Raw genomic sequence first — 19,614 nt, forward strand, 5'->3', positions numbered from 1 at the left:
ATCAGCGGGGCAGCCTTTGTGCCGCCACCATGCGGTTGAACAGGATATTCGGCGACAGCCAGACGACGAGGTCGTCGAACTCGCCGCCGGGCTGCTGGGGGCCGCTGGCGGCGCGGCTGATGAAGGTGATGGCGTTTGATGCATTGTTGCGCTCGTCGACATTGTTGCCGAAAGGCACAGCCTGGCGTTGGCCCTGCACGCTCGTGGCGCCAAAGCCGTTCTTGCCGTGCGACATGATCATGGCGGGGATGTCTTTCAGCGCCGTCGCCTGCAACAACGCGCCGCCATTGCGCGTGACGATGCTGATGTCGCGCGGCGTGCCCAGGCTGAACTGCTGGCCGCTGTCGCTGAAGGCCGGCGTCACGCTGTAGCGGAACAGATTGTTCCAGCTGTCGCCCTGGCGCAGCCCCAGCGTGGCCCACGGCAGGAAACCGGCGCGCTTTTCACCATTGCAGCGCGTGCCGCGCCGGTCTTCCAGGCCACTCACGGCGGAGATGGCGGGACACGGCAGGTAGCCGTAGCGCAGCGCGTAGCCTGTCAGCGCTTCCTTCGCTTCATTCAGTGCCTGTTGCGTTTCGGCCACCTTGCGCTGCTCCAGCTGCACCGTCAATGGCGTGACCAGGCCGCCTATCATCAGGCCAACGATGACGAGCACGATGGCGATCTCGATCAGGGAAAAGCCGCCTCGGCGGCGCGGATGGAGGGCGCTCATGGCAGGTTGCGCGCGGCGCGCATGCGTTGGTACAGGGTCGGCAAGGTAATCCAGGTCAGCATGTCGTCAAAGGCGCCACCGGGCAGCGCCGCATTCTCGGTGGCGGGGCGGGCAATGAAACTGCGGCTGGCGCTGTCGTTGGCCGCTTCGTCGAGATTGCCGCGCGCCGTATTGGTCTGCGCCACGCCGCTGGCGGCCGTGCCATGATGATCTTTGCCTTGCGAGAACAGCACGACAGGCAGGCATTGGGCGCTGACGTCGCATTGTTCCTGTCCCCCCACGTAGACGAAGTCGCCGCGGCCGTCGCGCGTGAGGACGACGCGGTTGGCGATGGCGGCAGACGAGACAATGGGCGCGCGCGCCATTTCCGGCGTGACGCTGTAGCGCAGCAGCTTGCCCCAGGCATCAACGCCCGCCACGCCCAGCGCCACCCACGGCAGGAAGCCGCTGCACCCGGCGTCGTCGGCACAGTCGGCGGCCCGCTCGCGCCCGTCGAGGGCGGACGCGGCCGGACGGGGCAGGCGGCCTTGCGTGGCGGCAAAGCCCAGCAAGGCTTCGCGCGCCTGCGCCAGGGTGGCCAGGGTGCGCTGCTGGCGTTCGGCCTCGCCCGACTTGCGGCCGAAGGCGCCGATCAGGAGGCTGGCAGCCCCCAGCCCCAGCACGGCCACCAGCAGCAACAGGGCGGCGCCGCGCTGGCGATGCGCTTGCTTTGGCATCATGGCTGCGCCTCCTGTGCCTCGGTGACCGTGCCGCTGGCCGGGTCATAGCGCTGGCCAGGTTTCAGCAGCACCACCTGGCCGTTCGACAGGCGAAGGGTCAGCGTGCCGGGCATGCCACGGGCAAGACGGTTGTGCGGCTCGTTCTGCACTTCCTGGTTCAGCCAGACGGTGGAGCGGCCGCTGCTGCGCAGCACCACGCCATTCAATTCCACGGGCGGGGCGGGTGGCGGCGGTGGCGGTGGCGGCGCCAGGGCGGGATCGGCCGGCGGCGGCCCGTAGCGCTGCGCATCGATCTGGGCACGCTGTTCGGGCGACAGGAACAATCGCCCCAGCTGTGGGGGCTGTGCGCGGGCCGTGAGCGCGCTGCCGGCCAGCAGTGCGCCCAGGACGAGGGCGCGCAGGACGAGGGCGCACTTCATGGCCGCTCCAGTTCGGGCACGGCCATGCTGCCCAGGGTCAGCCACAGCAGTTCGCATTCGGCGCCCAGGGTGGGCGGCGCCTCACTGCCGCCCCCGGCCGCTGCCTGGCGCTTGAGCGTGCAATCCTGCACGGCGAAATAGCCGGCCTGGCGCAAATCGTCCAACAGGTTCAGCAAATCCATCTCGTGCAGCAAATCCATCTGCAAGCGCATGCGGCTGCCGCGCAGATGATATTGCCCCATCACCATGGGCAACGGCACTTGCAGCCCTTGCTGCGGGCTGATGTCATAGCTGATCGGCAATAATTTGCGCTGTTCCTGGCTGCGGCGGATGGCGTCGATCCAGCCCAGGCGGTTTTCCTCGCCGATCAGGCCGCGCTGGCGCAGGACCAGGAATTGCGGTTCGTAGGCGCGGATTTCCTGCTTTTCCGCTTCCGCGTGGTTGAACAGGGTGGTGGCCGCCGAGCGCGTGCGGCGCGCCATGTCCAGCTGCTGCGCTTCGCGCATGCGATAGGCGGCGCTCAGGCTGAGCAGCAACACGCTGGCCAGCAGGGTCAGCGCAAAGCACAGCAGGGCGCCGCGCACCAGGTGCAGTTCGCCCAGCCAGACGGGAAGGGTGCGCGTGGGCGCGCTTGCCCGCTGCATGCCGGGCAATGGCGGCTGCTTGACGGGGCCGCTCATGGCTGCCACGCGAGCAAGAGGGTAAAGCGGGCCTGGCTGTCCGGCGCCGGCGCGGCGCTCTTGCCGGACAGGGACACGTTGGGGCGTAAATCCAGCGGCGTTTCCTCGATCGTTACTTGCATGCCCGGCTGGCGCGCCAGGGTTTGCGCGAAGGCCGTGATGGCGGCCAGGGCGGCGCGGTAGTCATTGTTCGGCATGGCCACGTCCGCTTCCAGGCGCAGCGCCTGCGGCGGCGCGACAGGGATGCCGGCCAGGGCGCTGCCGGTCGGGGCGCCCGGATTTTGCTGCTGCCGCTGCGCTGGCTGGCCACCGGCCGCGCGCGCGGGCGCCTGTCCCGCATGCCAATGCAGCTGGCTGAGCGCAACTTGCGGCGCCTGGTCCAGCGCGGCGCTCAGCATGCCCAGCAGCCGGCCCGGCTCCGGCGCCTGGCTGGCGATCATCTGACCCAGGGTTACGGCCACTTTCATGTTCTGCGTCTTGGCTGGCGCCGGCGCCTGCGCCGACATGACGATGCGGTAACGTTCCTGGTAAGACGCCGTTTCCTGCGCCAGACGCTGCGTGCTGGCACCGTCAGCAATGCCGCCGAGCAAGTTAATCGCGCACCACAGCGCGGCCGACCCACCGATCAGCGCGCTGGTGCCGTACAGCGTGTTGCGCGCGCGCTGGAAGTGGTAATAGCGGGCCAGCGCACCGGGCGGATAGTGGCTGGGTGGCGGATGCTTGCCCAGCAAGGTCAGCAGCAATTCGTCGGCCAGTGCGGGCATCCGGCGCAAACCTACCCGTTCGCCTGCCAGCTGCAGGTTGATGAAGTGGTAAGCCACTTCCACGCCGTTGTCGCACAACAATTCGAGCTTGGCGATCTGCGCGGCCGGCGCCAGGATGACGGTATTTAATACGTCGCCGCGCGCCAGCATGCGCGTGCTGGTGAGAAATTGTCGCGTCTTTTCAGTTTCCAGCGCGATATTCACGGCCACGCCGTCGAGCGCGATGGTGGCTGTCTGGCGCGAAAAGCGCAGCTGGCCCTTTTCATAATAGCTTTGCCGCAAGCCGCCTGATTGCTGCGTCACCAATAGCAGGTGTTCGTGCGCGATCGCCAGCTTTTTCACCAGGGCAATACTCAGCAGGCTGGTCGAATAAATGCCGGCCACGGGCACGCGCAAGTGCTCGAGCGCCTCCGTCCACGGCTGCAGCAAGGACGGGTTGGTCAGCGCGAAAAACAGCACCTGGTCATCGTGGCGGCCTGTGCTTTCGCGGCCCAGCAGGGTGCTGCCCCGGTAGGGCGTGTCGCGGTGCAATTGCTGCTTGCGCCGCTCGAGCAAGGCGCGGCCTGCCTTGCCGCGCACATGGGGCAGCAGCTGGCGCTGGAAATCTTCCTCGATCAGGTCCGTCAGCAGGTAGGCGGGCACGCCTGACCGCTGCTCCTGCGGGTCTTCCAGCCAGGCGGCGAAGCCATCCAGCCCGGCCGCGCTGGCGGGGAAGGTGTGGCCCTGGCCAAGCACGCCGTGGTCCCAGTCGTAGGCGCACAGGGCGTCGCTGGTAATGTAGAGTAATTGTTTGCGGAACACGGCGGCCTCAGGTCTTGATGGTGCTGATGGTGTCGTAAATCGGTCCCAGCACCGACAGCATGATCCAGCCCAGCAGCAGGCCCAGGATGACCGTCATGGTTGGCTCGATCATGGCCTGCACTTTTTCGATCAATTCCTTCACTTCGCGGTTGTAAAAGTAACTGACATTGCGCAAGGCCGTGTCCAGCGAACCCGTTGCCTCGCCCACCTTCAGCATGCGGATCACCAGCGGCGGGAAGATACCCGTGTGCTGGAAGGCGGCGGTGACGCCGTAACCCTCGCTGATCAGCTGGGCGGCGCGGCGCAGGCCGGCCGCCACCACCTGGTTGCCGGCAATGCCTTCGGACAGGCGGATGCAGTCGAGTATCGTGATGCCGGAGGCATACATCAGGGCAAAAAACGTGGCAAAGCGGGCCAGGATGATCTTGTGCAGCACGGGACCGACCAGCCATAGCCGCAGTTTCAAGCCATCCCACGCATAACGGGCCGCCTCGTTGCGGCGGATGAGGGCGCGCAGGCCGAAGAACAGCAGCACGGGCATGGCCAGCAGCAGATACCAGTAAGCGATGAAGACATTCGAGACGGCTATGAGCACGCGCGTATGCAGCGGCAGCTCGCCGCCCATGTTGCGGATGAAGGCCGTCAGTTGGGGCACGAGGTAAATCATCAGGAAAAACGTCACGGCGGCCACCACCACGGCCACGATGACGGGGTACATGATGATCTTGCGCGTCTGCGAGGCGAGCTCGTCCTGCCATTTCAGGCTTTCTGACAGGTTCTTGAACACGTCGGCGATCCTGCCGCTTTGTTCCCCTGCCAGGATCAAGCTGGTAAACGTGGCGTCGAAGATGTCGCCATGCTGGGCCAGCGCACCGGACAGGGGCAGGCCGCCCTCGATGCTTTCAATGAGATCGGTGACGACTTCGCGCAGGCGCGGGTGGTCCGTGCTTTCGCGCAAGTCGTTCAAGCCTTCCAGGATGGGCACGCCTGCACCCGTCAATTGTTCCATGTGGAAGCAGAAATTGATGAGGTCGCGGCGGTGGATGATGCGCTTGCCCAGCAGCACCAGATACTGGCCCGTGATCTTGCAGTCGATCAAGTCGAGCTGCATGCGGTGCAGGCGCGCTTCCAGGTCCGGCACGTTGGCCGCCTCCATGCTGCCGGGAATCAGGGCGCCGGCGGCATCCATGGCACGGTAGACATATTGCGCCATCAGGCCAGCCTTTCCGTCAGGTCGACCACGCGGCCCACTTCTTCCAGCGTGGTCACGCCTTCCATCACGCGGCGCATGCCATCGTCGACGATGCCCTTGAAGCCGGCCGCGCGCGCCGCGTTCTTCAATTCGCGGCTACTGGCGCGGCGCGCCGTCAATTCATCGAGTTCGGCCGTCATCTTGAGGATTTCCATGATGGCCAGGCGGCCCTTGTAGCCCTGGTGCGCGCAGCGCTCGCAACCGACGGCGCGGCAGATGGACACGGGCGTATCGTCCGGCGCCAGTCCCAGCAGGCGGCGCTCGACGTCGTCGGCGATCACGGTTTCCTTGCAATGCGGGCACAAACGGCGCACCAGGCGCTGCGCCACGATGCCGATGATATTGCCGGCCATGATGTCGGGCAGGATGCCGATGTCGAGCAGGCGCGCGACGGAACCGATGGCCGAGCTCGTATGCAGGGTGGAATACACCTGGTGGCCCGTCATGGCGGCGGCAAAGGCCATTTCCGCCGTTTCGCGGTCGCGGATCTCGCCCACCAGGATGATGTCCGGGTCTTGCCGCATCATCGAGCGGATGCCGTCGGCAAAGCCCAGCTTGACCGATTCGTTGACGGAAGTCTGGCGTATCATGTTCATCGGATACTCGACCGGGTCCTCCAGGGTCATGATGTTGACGCTTTCCGTATTGATATGGTTGAGTATCGAATACAGGGTGGTGGTCTTGCCGCTGCCCGTCGGGCCCGTCACGAGGATCACGCCGTCGGGGCGCGCGATCATCAATTTGAGCAAGTTCAATTCCGCCTCGGCCAGGCCCAGGGCGTCCAGCGGCACGATGCCTTTTTGCCGGTCCAGCACGCGCAGCACGACGTTTTCGCCATGCGTGGTGGGCTGGGCTGAGGCGCGGAAGTCAATTTGCCGCCCGGAAAACTTGATGCTGATGCGCCCATCCTGCGGCGCGCGCGCCTCGGCGATATTCATGTTCGACATCACCTTCAGGCGCACCGCCATGGCCGGCCAGTACGATTTGTGCAGGCTGCGGATTTGCCGCAGGATGCCGTCGATGCGGTAGCGGATGCGCAGGAACGACTGTTCCGGCTCGAAATGGATGTCCGAGGCGCCGTTCTGCACGGCATCGGCCAGCAGCGCATCGATCAGGCGCACCATGGGCTGGCTGTATTCGTCCGACGGCGAAGCCATGCTCTGGTAGCTGACTTCGCCCGTTTCGATTTCGTGCAGGATGCCGTCGATCGACAGTTCAAAGCCATAGTACTGGTCGATGGCGCGCGAAATGTCCGATTCGTTGACCAGCACGGTGGAAATCGTGATGCCCTTGACCAGCATGGCGCTGATCTGGTCGAGCGCGACGATGTTGCTGGTGTCGGCCATGGCCAGTATCAGATTGTCCGCCTGCCGCTCGTAGACGATGGGGAAGACGCGGTAGCGCTTGGCCACATCCTTCGGGATCAGTTTCAAGGCGATGGCGTCGACCACCAGGCTCGCCAGGTCTGCGCTGACCTGTTTCAGGTTTTCGCTGAGCGCCTCGCGCACGGTGGCTTCCGTGACGAAGCCCAAGGTGATGAGCAGCTTGCCCAGCGGTTCGCTGCTGCGCCGCTGCTCGATCAGGGCGATGCGCAACTGGTCTTCGCTGATCACGCCTTTCTGGATCAGCAATTTGCCCAGCGGAAGTTTTGCCTGTTCTGCCATGTAGTGCTTATTCCTGACGGGAGGGAGGAGTGGCCGGGTCGGTCAGTTCGCGCAAGCGCGTTTGTACCACGGCCTGGTCGAAGGCGGCGGGCGTGGCTTGCGCCAGGGTCAATGCGCGCTGGTAATACGTGGCGGCCAGCCTGGGCTGGTTCAGCCGGTCCAGGCCCACGGCCAGGTTGAAGGCATAGTCGGGATTGCCGGGCGCGGCGCCGTAGGCGCGGAAAAATTGCTGCTGCGCTTCGTTCCAGCGGCGCTGCTTGGCGTACACATTGCCCAGCGCAAACAACACGGGGGCGCTGTCGGGGGTACGCGCCAGGATGGCTTTCAGCTTTGCCTCGCTCAGCGCCACGTCGCCCTGGCGCAGGCCGATCAGGCCGGCCAGCGCCTCGCCATCGTCGGGGTTGATTTCCAGCAAACGTATGTACAGCGCTGCCGCTTGCGCACCCTGGTGTTCGCGCAGGGCCACGGCTGCCAGGCCCAGCAGCGCGTCGCGGTTGTTGGCATCTTGCCGCAGCACCGTTTCATATTGCTGACGAGCAAGTCCCAGCTGGCCCCCGTTGAAGGCCTGGTAGGCTTGTTGCACGCCGGGATTGATTTGCGGCGCGGCAACGCTGCGCTGCACCTGGATCTGGCTATTGTCGGGCGCGGCCACGGGCGGCAGGCTGGGCGGGGCGGGCGGCGCCATGTGCGCCAGTTGCGCCGCGACAGCGGCCTGGGCCGCCGCTTGTATCATCGCCTGCTGGTCTGCCGCACCCGCTTGCTGGCGCGCGTCGCGCTCGATGTCCGGCGGCGGCGTCGCGGGGGACGGCGGGGCGTCTGGCTGCGCCGTGCCCGTTGCCGGCACCACCACGACGGGACCGGCGCCACCGACCGTGCCCGGGGCGTCCGTCAGCGGCATGGGCACGCCGGGCAGGTTGGCGCTCGCGCCGGGGCTGGTGCTGGCGCGCCAGTACCAATACCCCATGGAGCCGGCCACAAGCAGCAGGATCGCCAGCAGGATGGCCAGTCGCACGGTGGTCGGGTCGACGCTGATGGGCCCCCTGGGGCCTTTTGGCGGCGTATTGCTGCGGCTGGCGCGTGGCCGGGCAGGTGGCGGTTCCGGGCGCGCGCGCGGCGGCTCGGGAGGCGGGCCTGGCTGCGGGTCTGACTGCAGACCTGGCTGTGAATCCGGCTGGGCGCCAGTGGGCGCCGGCTGCGGCGCCGGTGTATCCGGCAGCGGTTCCAGGCTCAAGGTGCTGGCCGGCTGCACGGGCGGCGCTGCAGCCGGCGTGACAGGCACGGGACGGGGCGGCAGGGCGTCGGCCGGTGCCAGTTCCAGTACCTGGTCGTAGGCTTCCGACGGCTTTTCCAGCTCCTCGTCGGAAAGGCTGTTCTGTTTGGCGCGCTCGGCCTTCTTGAGCGCCTGCATCAGCAAGCTCATGGGAAGTCTCCCTGCAGGCGTGCCTGCGGCTGGACGGCGGTCGCCGACGGGCCATCCGTGTACGGCTGGGTGTTGAGCGGCGACTGGCCGGGCAGCAGATAGCGGTAATCGCGGTAATCGCCATCGACGCTGGCATCCTTGACTACCACGGGGCGCATGAAGATCACCAGCTCCGTCTTGCTGCTCGCTTCATTTCGATAGGTAAACAAATTGCCCACCAATGGCAGGCTGGACAGGCCCGGCACGCCATCCTTGGCATTGTCGATGGAATCTTGCATCAGGCCGCCCATCACGGCGATCTGGCCATTGCTCACTTTCATGATCGATTCCAGCTCGCGCGCCTGGATCACGGGTACGCGGCTTTGCACATTCGCCGTGGCCAGGGCCGGATTCGGGTCTTGCACGTAGCCAACGATGCGCGTGATGGTGGGGCGCACGTTCAAGGTCACTTCATCGCTGTCGGAAATCTGCGGCGTGACGCTCATGACGAAGCCCACGGGCACCGTTTCCAGTTTCGATTCATACGTGGCCGGCGTGGTGATGGTGCCCGTCGAGCTGATCACGGCGGGTGTCACCTTGATGGTAAAGAAGACATTGTTGTCCACCACCTTCAGCATGGCCGTCTGATTGTTGAGCACGCTGATCTTCGGGCTGGACAGTACTTTCACCTTGCCGAACGATTCGAGCAGCTGGATGGTGGTGGCAAAACTGTCTTTCGCATAATTGAGCAGGAAGATGCCCGGCGTGATATTGGGCGTGACGCCGCTGGACAGGACCGTCGTGCCCACTTGGCCCTGCCGCAGCTGCAGGCTGCCCGTCAGGCGCGACCAGTTGATGCCTTGCTGGTATTCATTGCTCAGGCGCACTTCGATGATGGTCGCCTCGATCAGCACTTGCCGCTTGGCGCTGTGCACTACCGCATCGAGGAATTCGGCGATCTTTTCGTGCTGGCGTCCCGTGGCCCGCACGGCGATCAGGCCACCCTCCACGTTGACGACCACGGACGACGGGCTGCCCTTGTTGGCCAGTTTTAACAGCGGCATGCCGTTCGCGTCCAGGGGCTGGCCAGGGTTCGCGTTCTGGCCGGCCACCTGCTGGCCCGGCGCATACTGGCCGCTATTCTGTCCGCCATTTTGCATCGGCGGCTGGGCGCCGAACTGGCCCGCCGCACCCGTCGCGGGAACATTGCCGGGCTGGTTCTGCTGCTGTCCCTGCTGTCCCTGCTGACCGGGCACGTTCGTCAATTGCTGGTTCAGCTGCGCCAGCGGGTCCACCTGCACATCGTTGAGCGTGGTCTCGCGCAGCAGGTCGCGGATATTCTTTTCCAGGCTGTACCAGAAATTATTTTCCGAACGATTCACCACCAGGGTGGTCGAATTGTTGTTGCCATTGCTGCCTTGCGTACTGCCGACCGGATTGCTGGCGTTGTTCGAGCCGCCGCCCGCCGTGGAGATTTGCGTGGCGATATTCACGCTGCTGTTGGTGCTGCGCGCCATGTTGACGTAATCGACCTTGTAATTGCGCCAGACGGGCGCGTCGGGCAGCACAGTCAGGTTCTTGCCGTCGATTTCGTAGCGCATGTCGACTTGCTTGCCGATACGCGCCAGCAACTGCGGCAGGGTCTGGTTCAACGCATTCAGGGTGACGCTGCCCTCGATCTGCGGGTGGATGTCGATATTCATGCCGGCGTCGCGCGCCAGCGCAAACAGCAGCGATTGCACGGGCACCTTGTGCACGGTGACGCTGTAGGTTTCCACTTTGGGTGCGGGCAGGGGCGCGGCCAGCGCGCTGCTTTGCTGCACCGGTTCGGGAATGACGCCGGCGGGCAGGGGCGCGGCATTGAGGTGGGCAGGCGACAGCGGCGTTTGATGCGTGGCGCAGCCGGCCAGCATGGTGCTGCAGGCGAGGGCGACCCAAGAGGCCAGCACAGGAATAGGGTGTTGATTCATGAAAAGTTCGCCCTTTGAGTCGTGTTGTGCTTTTGTAATTTTAACCAGCATGATCGCCTAAAAGCAATCGGCTGTGCAGGCTCGTGACGCAATATGTAGAAATAAAGTTAGGGTGCGCCACGCACCGGTTGTGCCGGGATCGCCGCTTTCATTTCCGTGCGGATACTGCCTATGCTGCTAAGCAATATTTTCTGTGGCGATGCGGGGGCCATCCTGGCCCAAACGGCTTCGGCGCTGGCCCGGTCGGCAAAGCTGCCGTAGACGATGGCCAGGCGCGCGGCAGCGCCGGCGGGCGCCTGCGGTGGCGACGCAGCTGCTGGCCTGCTTGCGGGGGCTGTGCCAGGCAGGCGAAAGACGTGGACGTCGTGCAGGCCGATGGCTTGCTGCGCCTGCTGCAAAAAGGTTTCTGCTGCGGCCGTCTCGCTGGCAGGCAGGCTGGCAATCTGCAGTACCAGTTGCTGCGGCCCTTGCTGTGCCAGCCAGCCGCGCGATTCGGCCAGCTTGCTGTTGAGCAGCGTTGATGGTGCTGCCGCACGGGCATTGGCGTGCGCGATAGTGCTGGACGGGTGGCTGGACGGCGGCGCCATCCTCGCCGCTGTCCGGCCCTGGCTGCTTGCCAGCCATTGCCACAGCAGCGCAGCGGCCAGTACCAGCATCAGCGCGCTCAAGGCGCCCGCCAGCAGCTTGCCTGCGTGCCATGGCGCGCGGAAAAAGGGGCTGTCGGTAATGGCCAGGCGCACATGGCGCGCGCTTACTTGCTGCGCATCGTCCGCATACGCGGCCAGCAAGGCTTTGTCGGCCAGGATATTGACCCTGCGCACGATGCCCTGCGCGGAGCGCGCCAGCTGGTGCAGTGCGGCCGGCGTGAAAACGAGCGGCGCCGTGCGCCCGGCGGCCACCAGGCGGCACGTCAGATAGTCGTTCAGCAATGCCTGCGGCAGGCACGGCACGGTGAAACTGTGGGTGATGCGCTCCTTTAACTGGCGGAACTGGGGCAAGTCCAGGGTATGCTGCAATTCCGGCTGGCCAAACAGCACGATTTGCAGCAGCTTGTGGCTGGCCGTTTCCAAATTCGTCAGCAGGCGCAGTGCTTCCAGGGTGGCACCCGGCATGGCTTGCGCTTCTTCGGCCAGCAGCACCACCTGGCGCCCGGCCGCATGCCGGGCGATCAGCTCGCCGTGTAGGGCGCGCAGCACGGCATCGGCGCGGCAACCGTCCAGTTCCAGGCCCAGTTCGGCGGCGATGGCGTGCAAGACATCGTCCGGCTCCAGGCGGGGATTGAGCAGGTACACTACGTCGACGTGGGGCGGCAGGCATTCGGCCAGCATGCGGCACAGCATGGTCTTGCCGCTGCCCACTTCGCCCGTCAGCTTGATGATGCCTTCGCCTTGCGTGACGGCATACAGCAGTGCGGCGAGCAGTTCACCGCGCGTATTGCCAGGGTAAAAGAACACCGGGTCCGGCGTAATGCCGAAGGGCGCCGTGCGCAAGCCGAAATGGCGCAGATACATGCCGTGCGGGGACGGTGCGTAAGGCCGCTCTGACGGCGCCTGGAGCGTGGTGTGCGTGTCGGCGTTCATGCCGCGATGCAATTGAGGAAAGCCTGTTCCAGGCTGGCGCCCGCCACACCGCCATGGCGCGCGCGGCATTCGGCGGGCGTGCCCGTAAATACGATGCGGCCCCCATGCAGGATGGCCATGCGGTCGCACAATTCTTCCACGTCGGCCAGCACATGTGAGGTGAACAGGGCGCCGCGGCCCTGCGCGCGCGCCTGCCGCAGCACTTGCTTGAACTGCGCGCGCGCCTTCGGGTCGAGTCCGCTCATCGGCTCGTCCAGCAGCAGTTGCTGCTTGCCCGACAGCAAGCAGGCGGCCAGCCCCAGTTTCTGCATCATGCCTTTCGAATAGTCGCGCGCGGGGCGCAGCAAGGCCTCCGGCGCCAAGTCCAGCGCGCCCAGGGCTTGCCGCAGTGCTTGCGCATCGGGACGCACATTGTGCAGACGCGACAGATAGCGCAGGAAGTCGTCGCCAGTCAGGTAGTAGGGCGCCTGGAAACGTTCCGGCAGAAAGGACAAGGGCTGGCGCGCCGCGCCGTGCCGGTGCGGCTGGCCGAAAATGGCGATCTCGCCCTGCTCGGGCGTGCAAAAGTCGAGCAGGCATTTCAGCAGGGAAGTCTTGCCCGCGCCATTCACGCCGACCAAGCCGAACAGTTCCCCCGCGCGTACCTGCAGGTCGACGCCGCGCAGCACGGCGCTGTCCGCCAGCTGCAGATGCACGTTGTGGAACTCGATGGCGTAAGCGTTCATAGGGGCAATGGTCGGCAGGCAAGAAGGCCTACGACCGCCATTATTGCCACGGGCGCAGGTGGGCGGCAAGTGTTTCCTTGCAGAGTGTTGAAATGCGCAAAAATCAAGTCAGGGAATATATTTTCTTTAAGAAACAACAGGTTCTGGAATAAAATACCTGCGCGCGCCGCTGGCGTGCAGCGTTTGAAGAATTTGTCGAGGAGCAAGCATGGCAAGGCCAGAGAAAGTCCGGCTCGGTGAAATTTTGGTGCAGCAGAAATTGCTGACGGAAGAACAGTTGGGTCAGGCCTTGACGGAACAGAAGCGCTCGGGGCGCAAGCTGGGCCGCGTTTTTGTCGAGCACGGCTTTGTCACGGAAGAGCAGATTTCGGGCGCGCTGGCGCGCCAGCTCGACATTCCCTACATCAATCTGAAGTTTTTCAACATCAATCCCGAACTGGTGCGGCTGCTGCCGGAAACCCAGGCGCGGCGCTTCCGCGCGCTGGTGCTGGAAGACCGCCGCGAGGGCTTGCTGGTCGGCATGTCCGACCCCACCGACCTGTTCGCGTACGATGAAATCGCGCGCCTGGTCAAGCGCCAGATCGAGCTGGCCGTGGTCAATGAAACGGAAGTGCTGGCCGCCATCGACCGCATTTACCGCCGCACGGAAGATATCTCCACCCTGACGCGCGAGCTGGAGCAGGACCTGGGCGACGTGTCCGTCGACTTTGGCGCACTGGCCGCCAATCCGGGCCTGGAAGAGGCGCCCATCGTCAAGTTGCTGCAATCGGTGTTCGAGGATGCCACGCAGGTGCGCGCCTCGGATATCCACATCGAGCCGCAGGAAGGCCGGCTGCAGATCCGTTTCCGCATCGACGGCGTGCTGCACCTGCAGACGGAAGCGGACAGCAAGATCGCCAGTTCGCTGGCGCTGCGCCTGAAACTGATGTCGGACCTGGATATTTCCGAGAAGCGCTTGCCGCAGGATGGCCGCTTCGCCATCCGCGTGAAAAACCAGCGCATCGACGTGCGTATCTCCACCATGCCGACGCAGTACGGTGAATCGGTGGTGATGCGGCTCTTGAACCAGGGTGGCACGACCTTGCGCCTGGACGCCATCGGCATGCCGCCCAAGCTGGTGGAACGCTTCCGCGCCATCGTCAACCGCCCGAACGGCCTGGTGCTGGTGACGGGGCCGACCGGCAGCGGCAAGACGACGACCCTGTATTGCGCCTTGTCCGAACTCAATTCCGTGGAAAAAAAGCTCATCACGGTGGAAGATCCGGTCGAATACCGCTTGCCTGGTATTAACCAGGTGCAAGTGAACGACAAGATCGAGCTGAATTTTGCCCGCGTGCTGCGCTCGGCCCTGCGGCAAGATCCCGATATCGTGCTCGTCGGCGAGATGCGCGACCAGGAAACGGCGCAAATCGGCTTGCGCGCCGCCATGACGGGTCACTTGGTGCTGTCGACCCTGCACACGAACGACGCCATCAGCACGCCGCTGCGCCTGATGGACATGGGCGTGCCCCGCTATATGGTGGGCAGCTCGCTGCAAGCCGTGCTGGCGCAACGCCTGGTGCGCGTGATTTGCGAAAGCTGCAGCACGCCCTACGTGCCCACACCCAACGAATACGAATGGCTGCGCCTGGAATTGGGCGAGCTGGTCGAGCGCAACCAGTATTTCCATGGCAAGGGCTGCTCGCATTGCAACGGCATGGGTTACCGGGGCCGCACGGGCGTGTACGAATTGCTGGAAATTACGCACGCCGTGGCCGATGCCGCCAACCATGCCGATCCTTCCCACTTCATGAAGGTGGCGATAGCGCAGATGGCGGGTGAGACCCTGCGCCGCCACGCCGTGCAGTTGGTGGTACAGGGCCGCACGACCGTGATGGAAGCGATGCGCATCAGCAACCAGAGCGAGGATTGAGGTGCCGTTTTTCTCTTACAAGGCGCGCAGCGCCAGTGGCGAACTGCTGACCGGCGTGATGGAAGGCGCCGACAGCGGCGCCGTGGCCGATCAATTGATGGCGGGCGGCAATACGCCCGTCGATATCAGCGCCACCAGGCAGACGGTGACGAAGGCCGGCGCCAGCAAGTTGAGCTGGTGGGACAAGCTGACCGAGAAAAAAGTCACGCCCATGGATGTGCAGCTGTTCAGCCGCCAACTGTACACCCTGCTCAAAGCGGGCGTGCCCATCATGCGCGGCCTGGCCGGCTTGCAGGAGTCCGCCATCAGCCCCGCGTTCGGGCGCATCATCAAGGATGTGCGCGAGTCGCTCGATGCGGGCCGCGAACTGTCGGCCGCCATGGCGCGCCACCCCACCATCTTCACGCCGTTTTATTTGTCGATGGTGCGCGTGGGGGAAATGACGGGGCGCCTCGATGAAGTGTTTTTGCGCCTGTTCAACCACCTGGAATTCGACCGCGACATGCGCGCGCGCGTGAAGACGGCGACGCGCTACCCGACTTTTGTTGTTTTTGCCATGCTGGCCGCCATGGTGGTGGTGAATATCTTCGTCATTCCCCAGTTCGAGAAAGTGTTCGCCAGTTTCCATGCAGAGCTGCCCCTGATGACGCGCATCCTGATCGGCACTTCGCGTTTTACGGTCGCTTACTGGCCTATTTTGCTGCTGCTGGGCGCGGGTGGCTTTTTCGGCTGGCGCGCCTGGCTGCGCACGAAAGAGGGACTATACAAGTGGGACCGGGCCAAGCTGCGCCTGCCGATTGCCGGCAAGATCATCCTGAAGGGCACGATGGCCCGCTTCGCGCGCAGTTTTGCCCTGTCGAGCACCAGCGGCGTGCCCATCGTGCAGGCGCTGACGGTGGTGTCGCAAACGGTCGATAACACTTACCTGAGCGCGCGCGTGGAGCAGATGCGCGACGGCGTCGAGCGGGGCGAGAGCATTTTGCGCACGTCGGTCGCGGCCGGCGTATTCACGCCCGTGGTGCTGCAGATGATCGCCGTGGGCGAGGAATCCGGTTCGCTCGACGACCTGATGGACGAGATCGCCGACATGTACGAGCGCGAAGTCGATTATGAACTGAAGACCCTGTCGGCGCAGATCGAGCCGATTTTGATCGTCTTCCTCGGCGCCATGGTGCTGGTGCTGGCGCTGGGCATCTTCCTGCCGATCTGGGACCTGGGCCGGGCGGCCCTGCATTGATGGCAAAGCCGTTTCGCCAGCACGGTTTCACCCTGTTCGAGCTGGCGGTGGTGGCGAGCGTGTTTGCCATCGTGATGGCGGTATTCCTGAACCGCGTCAGGGATTACCAGCTGCAGGCGCAGCAGGTGGCCGTGGCGCAGATGCTCGGCGTCTTGCGCACCAGTTTGCGCGTGCAGGTGCTGCACTTGTACCTGGCCGACCGGCGCGACAAGTTGCCGGCGCTGGCAGGGCAAAACCCGTTCGACTGGCTGGAGGACAAGCCGGCCAACTACCTGGGCGAGTTTGCGCAGCCGGATCTTGCGAAATTACCAACGGGGAATTGGTTGTACGACAAAAAAGAACAAAAAATTATCTATTTGTTTAGTAATGGCAATATTTTTCCCAGTGCAGGGGTTGATGCAGTGAAATTTAAGGTAACCTTACCAGGTGCGGATGCCGATATTGACAAGCTCGCCCAGGAACCCGATATCGTGGTGTGGAAATCGCCGGACTCGGCAGCAAAGTGACGCGCTTCCTGGTCCGGTGCAGCGACAGTTTCATGGTGTTGGTTTTGAAGTTTTTTATTTGATTTTGGAGAAAGCAAGAATGAACAAGTCTTTACGTAGTATGAAAAGCGGCGCCCAGGCAGGTTTTACCCTGATCGAACTGATCGTTGTCATCGTAATCCTGGGTATCCTGGCCGCGACGGCGATTCCTAAATTCATCGACATGTCGACCGATGCGCGCGTGGCCAAGATGAATGCGGCCGCTGGCGCCATCAAGGCGGGTGCGGCGCTGTACCATGCGCAGTGGCTGGTCGGCGGCGCGGTTGCCGATGATAAAGGTGTTACTACCGCGAAGATGGAAGGCAAAGAGGTCGCAGGTATTTATGGCTATCCGACTACCGATACCATCATTGTGGCGGCTGGTTTGACTGATCCTGATTACAAGTTTGCAGGTGGTATAGTAACGCCCGATGCAACGCGTACGAAGTGCACCGTCACCTATGTCGCTCCTGCTGCTGCAGGTGAGGCTCCGAAGATTACGGTCGAAGCAAGCACCACGACCTGCAATTAATATCTGAGCACTCTGCAAGGAAAGCCCGGCCACGTCCGACCTTCCTTGCGCACCACCAGCCCAACCCCAGGCTTTGCCCGTTGGGCTTTTTTACGGGCCATCCATTGCAGCAGCCACCGACAGACTTTCCGCATCACCACGCAGGGCCGCCACGCTGCCTGCGGCGTACGGCTGCGCGCGGCTTCACCTTGATCGAGCTGGTGGCGATGCTGGTGATCGCGGGCCTGCTGGCGACCTTTGCCGTCAACCGATTTTTCCAGCGCGACACTTTTGATGCGCGCAGTGCCAGCGATCAGGTGGCGAGTATCGTGCGCTATGGACAAAAGCTGGCGGTGGCGCAAAACCGTCCCGTGTATGTGCGCATCGCTACCAACAGCGTGGCCCTGTGTTTCACCCCTGCCTGCGACAGCCCTGCCAGCCGCACCGTGCCGCCTGCCGGCAGCAACAGCGGCAGCAAGGACACCCTGGCCGCCTGTGGCGGATGGGGCAACTGGCTGTGCGAAGGATGGCCGTCGTCCGTCACACTGCCGGGCGGCGCCAGCGGTTTTTACTTTGACCCGCTGGGGCGTCCGTATTACGCGGTGTCTGGCGATTTTTCCAAGGTGCTGACCCTGGCCGTGGCGGGTGGCGGGCAGCAATACCCGATCAATGTATCACCGGAGACCGGCTATGTGTACCGCTAGGCGCCTTGCCTCCGCGCGCGCCCAGGCCGGCGTGACCCTGATCGAGCTGGTGCTCTTCATCGTCATCGTGGGCGTGGCGGTGGTGGGCATCCTTGGCGTGATGAGCTTGACGACGCGCAACAGCGTCGATCCACAGCTGCGCAAGCAGGCGCTGGCCATTGCCGAAGGCATGCTCGACGAGATCGAGGGCGCGCGCTTCACTTTTTGCACAGTGAATGACCCGGCGGCCGAGACGGCGACTGGCGAGGCCGCTTGCGCCACCAAGGAAGCGTTTGGCATACAGGGGGGCGCCACGCAGCGGCCTTACGATAACGTCAATGATTATGTGGGAACGGACGGTAGCGCCATCACGTACACCACGGATGTGGCCGGCAATCCGTTTTCATCGCTTGCCAACCAATATGCGGCGACAGTAAGCATGAATGCCGTCGCGCTGAACGGCATCACGGCGCCCAATGTGCTGCATATCCGGGTCAGCGTCGCGTATGGCGACAAGCAGCAGGTCGTGCTCGACGGCTACCGCACGCGCTACGCGCCGAACAGCATCCCATGAAGACTTCCTTTTCCCGGCGCCGCGCGCGCGGCTTTACCCTGGTGGAGATGATCATCGTGATCGTCATCACCGGCATCATCGGCGGCATGGTGGCCATGTTCATCCGCCTGCCCGTGCAAGGTTATGTCGATGCGAATGCGCGCGCCGACCTGGCCGACCTGGCCGATACGGCCGTGCGGCGCATCGCGCGCGATGTGCGCCTTGCCTTGCCGAATAGCGTGCGCGTCAGCACGGATGGGAAATACCTGGAACTGCTGCTGACGAAATCCGGCGGCCGCTACCTGTCCGAGGACGACGCACCAGGTCTGGGACCCGTGCTGGCTTTCAATCCCGTTGCTCCTGGTGCCGATGCAAACCAATTCACCGTCGTGGGGAACGCGCCAGCGATCGTACCCGGCGACTTTATCGCCGTCTACAATATGGGCGATAACTTGCCGGATGCCTACGGCTGTGCCGTCAACGCCGGCGTCTGCAATCTGGCGCAGGTCGCCGCTGTCAGTGGCGTCGTGGTGACCCTGAAGAGCAATCCCTTCCTCGCGCAGTCGCCGCAAAAATTTCCTTCTCCATCGCACCGTTTCCAGGTCGTGACGACGCCTGTCAGCTATGTTTGCGACCCGAAGAGCGGTACCCTGACGCGTTATTCCGGCTATGCCATCCAGGCGGCGCAGCCGCTCAATGCGGAGGCGGCGCCATTGTCGACTGCTCCCGTGCAGGCCTTGCTGGCGCAAAAAATCCTGAAGAACACGCTCGGCAGGTCTGGCGTTCCAGCTGCGGAAGCAGCTCCGCCCGAAGGCTGCTTTACTTATGAGGTGCTGAAAAACGTGCCGCGCGGCTTGCTCAGCATCGTGCTGAGCCTCGGCGCGGAAAACAGCAATACGGGAGCGCTGCGCCTGGTGCAGCAGGTACAGGTCACTAACACACCATGAGCGCCATCAGAATATTCCCCTCGCGCCACATGCGCGGCTTCAGCCTGGTCACGGCGATTTTCCTGCTGGTGGTGCTGGCGGGGCTGGGCGCCGCGATGGTGAATGTGTTTACCCTGCAGCAGGTTGAGTCTGCACTCGACGTGCAAGGCGTGCGCGCCGAGCAAGCGGCGCGCGCCGGTATCGAGTGGGGCGTGTACCGTCAGTTGATCGGTGGACAGTGCGATCCCTCCACCTCGTTTGCCTTGCCGGCCGGCACATCGCTGTCTGCTTTTTCCGTCAGCGTGCAGTGCAGCACGACCACGGGACCAGGCACACTGACCAGCCAGACCATCACGGCCACGGCTTGCAACCAGCCGGCCGCGGCCGAACCGCTCTGTCCGAACCCGGGGAACAACCCCGACTATGTCCAGCGCCGCCTGCAAGCCGTGCTGTCGCAGTAAGGTCAACTGCGTGCAAAAAAGATCGCTAATTTATTGTTTTTACACAATAAAGTTGGCTTCATGAATTAAAATTGGCAGGATGCATACACTGCGCGACTTGATCGGGCAGGCACTTACACTGG

19 protein-coding genes are annotated in these 19,614 nt (G+C 64.0%); 8 read left to right on the plus strand and 11 right to left on the minus strand.

Translation table 11 applies throughout. The annotated features are described in order from the left end of the window. Position 1: 1 nt before the first annotated feature. The 11 genes from ACQ4WL_RS03180 to ACQ4WL_RS03230 form a co-directional block, all read right to left on the minus strand. The gene (locus ACQ4WL_RS03180; RefSeq protein WP_436508031.1) at positions 2-712 is read right to left on the minus strand and encodes a type II secretion system protein; all 711 of its coding nucleotides are present in this window, start codon (positions 710-712) and stop codon (positions 2-4) included. Further along, complete coding sequence (locus ACQ4WL_RS03185) at positions 709-1,431, minus strand: hypothetical protein (protein WP_436508032.1); 723 nt, start codon at positions 1,429-1,431, stop codon at positions 709-711. Before ACQ4WL_RS03185 ends, ACQ4WL_RS03180 begins: the two co-directional genes overlap by 4 nt. Next, on the minus strand, positions 1,428-1,850 hold the full coding sequence (locus tag ACQ4WL_RS03190) for a hypothetical protein (protein WP_436508033.1): 423 nt from the start codon (positions 1,848-1,850) through the stop codon (positions 1,428-1,430). Before ACQ4WL_RS03190 ends, ACQ4WL_RS03185 begins: the two co-directional genes overlap by 4 nt. After that, on the minus strand, positions 1,847-2,530 hold the full coding sequence (locus ACQ4WL_RS03195) for a hypothetical protein (RefSeq protein WP_436508034.1): 684 nt from the start codon (positions 2,528-2,530) through the stop codon (positions 1,847-1,849). The genes ACQ4WL_RS03190 and ACQ4WL_RS03195 overlap by 4 nt, the downstream gene beginning before the upstream one ends. Next, complete coding sequence (locus ACQ4WL_RS03200) at positions 2,527-4,095, minus strand: hypothetical protein (protein ID WP_436508036.1); 1,569 nt, start codon at positions 4,093-4,095, stop codon at positions 2,527-2,529. Before ACQ4WL_RS03200 ends, ACQ4WL_RS03195 begins: the two co-directional genes overlap by 4 nt. Before the next feature lie 7 nt (positions 4,096-4,102). Continuing rightward, positions 4,103-5,308 (minus strand): type II secretion system F family protein, encoded by a 1,206-nt coding sequence (locus ACQ4WL_RS03205; protein ID WP_436508037.1) that lies wholly within the window; start codon positions 5,306-5,308, stop codon positions 4,103-4,105. Beyond that, on the minus strand, positions 5,308-7,011 hold the full coding sequence (locus ACQ4WL_RS03210; protein WP_436508038.1) for a GspE/PulE family protein: 1,704 nt from the start codon (positions 7,009-7,011) through the stop codon (positions 5,308-5,310). The genes ACQ4WL_RS03205 and ACQ4WL_RS03210 overlap by 1 nt, the downstream gene beginning before the upstream one ends. 7 nt (positions 7,012-7,018) lie before the next feature. Then, the gene (locus tag ACQ4WL_RS03215; RefSeq protein ID WP_436508039.1) at positions 7,019-8,431 is read right to left on the minus strand and encodes a tetratricopeptide repeat protein; all 1,413 of its coding nucleotides are present in this window, start codon (positions 8,429-8,431) and stop codon (positions 7,019-7,021) included. Continuing rightward, complete coding sequence (locus ACQ4WL_RS03220; protein ID WP_436508041.1) at positions 8,428-10,380, minus strand: secretin GspD/PilQ domain-containing protein; 1,953 nt, start codon at positions 10,378-10,380, stop codon at positions 8,428-8,430. Before ACQ4WL_RS03220 ends, ACQ4WL_RS03215 begins: the two co-directional genes overlap by 4 nt. A 107-nt stretch (positions 10,381-10,487) precedes the next feature. After that, positions 10,488-11,960, minus strand: a complete 1,473-nt coding sequence (locus ACQ4WL_RS03225) for an ExeA family protein (RefSeq protein WP_436508043.1) — start codon at positions 11,958-11,960, stop codon at positions 10,488-10,490. After that, positions 11,957-12,685, minus strand: a complete 729-nt coding sequence (locus ACQ4WL_RS03230) for an ABC transporter ATP-binding protein (RefSeq protein ID WP_436508045.1) — start codon at positions 12,683-12,685, stop codon at positions 11,957-11,959. Before ACQ4WL_RS03230 ends, ACQ4WL_RS03225 begins: the two co-directional genes overlap by 4 nt. A 208-nt stretch (positions 12,686-12,893) precedes the next feature. Between ACQ4WL_RS03230 and ACQ4WL_RS03235 the strand changes: the two genes are divergently transcribed. The 8 genes from ACQ4WL_RS03235 to ACQ4WL_RS03270 all read left to right on the plus strand — a co-directional run bounded on the left by ACQ4WL_RS03235 (position 12,894) and on the right by ACQ4WL_RS03270 (position 19,492). Beyond that, entirely contained in the window at positions 12,894-14,597 is a 1,704-nt protein-coding gene (locus tag ACQ4WL_RS03235) for a GspE/PulE family protein (RefSeq protein ID WP_436508046.1), read from the plus strand. A gap of 1 nt (position 14,598) precedes the next feature. Beyond that, the gene (locus ACQ4WL_RS03240) at positions 14,599-15,834 is read left to right on the plus strand and encodes a type II secretion system F family protein (protein ID WP_436508047.1); all 1,236 of its coding nucleotides are present in this window, start codon (positions 14,599-14,601) and stop codon (positions 15,832-15,834) included. Continuing rightward, the gene (locus ACQ4WL_RS03245; RefSeq protein ID WP_436508048.1) at positions 15,834-16,340 is read left to right on the plus strand and encodes a pilus assembly FimT family protein; all 507 of its coding nucleotides are present in this window, start codon (positions 15,834-15,836) and stop codon (positions 16,338-16,340) included. The genes ACQ4WL_RS03240 and ACQ4WL_RS03245 overlap by 1 nt, the downstream gene beginning before the upstream one ends. 79 nt (positions 16,341-16,419) lie before the next feature. Then, on the plus strand, positions 16,420-16,890 hold the full coding sequence (locus ACQ4WL_RS03250; RefSeq protein WP_436508049.1) for a type II secretion system protein: 471 nt from the start codon (positions 16,420-16,422) through the stop codon (positions 16,888-16,890). A gap of 80 nt (positions 16,891-16,970) precedes the next feature. Then, positions 16,971-17,573: a pilus assembly FimT family protein gene (locus tag ACQ4WL_RS03255; RefSeq protein WP_436508050.1), complete on the plus strand. Its 603-nt coding sequence runs from the start codon at positions 16,971-16,973 to the stop codon at positions 17,571-17,573. Next, the gene (locus ACQ4WL_RS03260) at positions 17,560-18,126 is read left to right on the plus strand and encodes a type IV pilus modification PilV family protein (RefSeq protein ID WP_436508051.1); all 567 of its coding nucleotides are present in this window, start codon (positions 17,560-17,562) and stop codon (positions 18,124-18,126) included. Before ACQ4WL_RS03255 ends, ACQ4WL_RS03260 begins: the two co-directional genes overlap by 14 nt. After that, positions 18,123-19,052: a PulJ/GspJ family protein gene (locus ACQ4WL_RS03265; RefSeq protein ID WP_436508052.1), complete on the plus strand. Its 930-nt coding sequence runs from the start codon at positions 18,123-18,125 to the stop codon at positions 19,050-19,052. Before ACQ4WL_RS03260 ends, ACQ4WL_RS03265 begins: the two co-directional genes overlap by 4 nt. Beyond that, positions 19,049-19,492 carry an agglutinin biogenesis protein MshP gene (locus tag ACQ4WL_RS03270; protein ID WP_436508053.1) on the plus strand — a complete coding sequence of 148 codons (444 nt, stop codon included), beginning with the start codon at positions 19,049-19,051 and terminating at the stop codon, positions 19,490-19,492. The genes ACQ4WL_RS03265 and ACQ4WL_RS03270 overlap by 4 nt, the downstream gene beginning before the upstream one ends. The last annotated feature ends 122 nt before the right edge of the window (positions 19,493-19,614 follow it).

Source organism: Janthinobacterium kochi (genome assembly GCF_051380715.1).
Taxonomy (GTDB): domain Bacteria; phylum Pseudomonadota; class Gammaproteobacteria; order Burkholderiales; family Burkholderiaceae_D; genus Janthinobacterium.

What these genes read in the sequence shown, in the direction of transcription:
- ACQ4WL_RS03190 (WP_436508033.1), bottom strand. Translation starts at nt 1,850, where the DNA reads ATGAAGTGCGCCCTCGTCCTGCGCGCCCTCGTCCTGGGCGCACTGCTG.
- ACQ4WL_RS03230 (WP_436508045.1), bottom strand. Translation starts at nt 12,685, where the DNA reads ATGAACGCTTACGCCATCGAGTTCCACAACGTGCATCTGCAGCTGGCG.
- ACQ4WL_RS03225 (WP_436508043.1), bottom strand. Translation starts at nt 11,960, where the DNA reads ATGAACGCCGACACGCACACCACGCTCCAGGCGCCGTCAGAGCGGCCT.
- ACQ4WL_RS03265 (WP_436508052.1), top strand. Translation starts at nt 18,123, where the DNA reads ATGAAGACTTCCTTTTCCCGGCGCCGCGCGCGCGGCTTTACCCTGGTG.
- ACQ4WL_RS03250 (WP_436508049.1), top strand. Translation starts at nt 16,420, where the DNA reads ATGAACAAGTCTTTACGTAGTATGAAAAGCGGCGCCCAGGCAGGTTTT.
- ACQ4WL_RS03270 (WP_436508053.1), top strand. Translation starts at nt 19,049, where the DNA reads ATGAGCGCCATCAGAATATTCCCCTCGCGCCACATGCGCGGCTTCAGC.
- ACQ4WL_RS03235 (WP_436508046.1), top strand. Translation starts at nt 12,894, where the DNA reads ATGGCAAGGCCAGAGAAAGTCCGGCTCGGTGAAATTTTGGTGCAGCAG.
- ACQ4WL_RS03215 (WP_436508039.1), bottom strand. Translation starts at nt 8,431, where the DNA reads ATGAGCTTGCTGATGCAGGCGCTCAAGAAGGCCGAGCGCGCCAAACAG.
- ACQ4WL_RS03210 (WP_436508038.1), bottom strand. Translation starts at nt 7,011, where the DNA reads ATGGCAGAACAGGCAAAACTTCCGCTGGGCAAATTGCTGATCCAGAAA.
- ACQ4WL_RS03180 (WP_436508031.1), bottom strand. Translation starts at nt 712, where the DNA reads ATGAGCGCCCTCCATCCGCGCCGCCGAGGCGGCTTTTCCCTGATCGAG.
- ACQ4WL_RS03260 (WP_436508051.1), top strand. Translation starts at nt 17,560, where the DNA reads ATGTGTACCGCTAGGCGCCTTGCCTCCGCGCGCGCCCAGGCCGGCGTG.
- ACQ4WL_RS03195 (WP_436508034.1), bottom strand. Translation starts at nt 2,530, where the DNA reads ATGAGCGGCCCCGTCAAGCAGCCGCCATTGCCCGGCATGCAGCGGGCA.
- ACQ4WL_RS03185 (WP_436508032.1), bottom strand. Translation starts at nt 1,431, where the DNA reads ATGATGCCAAAGCAAGCGCATCGCCAGCGCGGCGCCGCCCTGTTGCTG.
- ACQ4WL_RS03245 (WP_436508048.1), top strand. Translation starts at nt 15,834, where the DNA reads ATGGCAAAGCCGTTTCGCCAGCACGGTTTCACCCTGTTCGAGCTGGCG.
- ACQ4WL_RS03220 (WP_436508041.1), bottom strand. Translation starts at nt 10,380, where the DNA reads ATGAATCAACACCCTATTCCTGTGCTGGCCTCTTGGGTCGCCCTCGCC.
- ACQ4WL_RS03205 (WP_436508037.1), bottom strand. Translation starts at nt 5,308, where the DNA reads ATGGCGCAATATGTCTACCGTGCCATGGATGCCGCCGGCGCCCTGATT.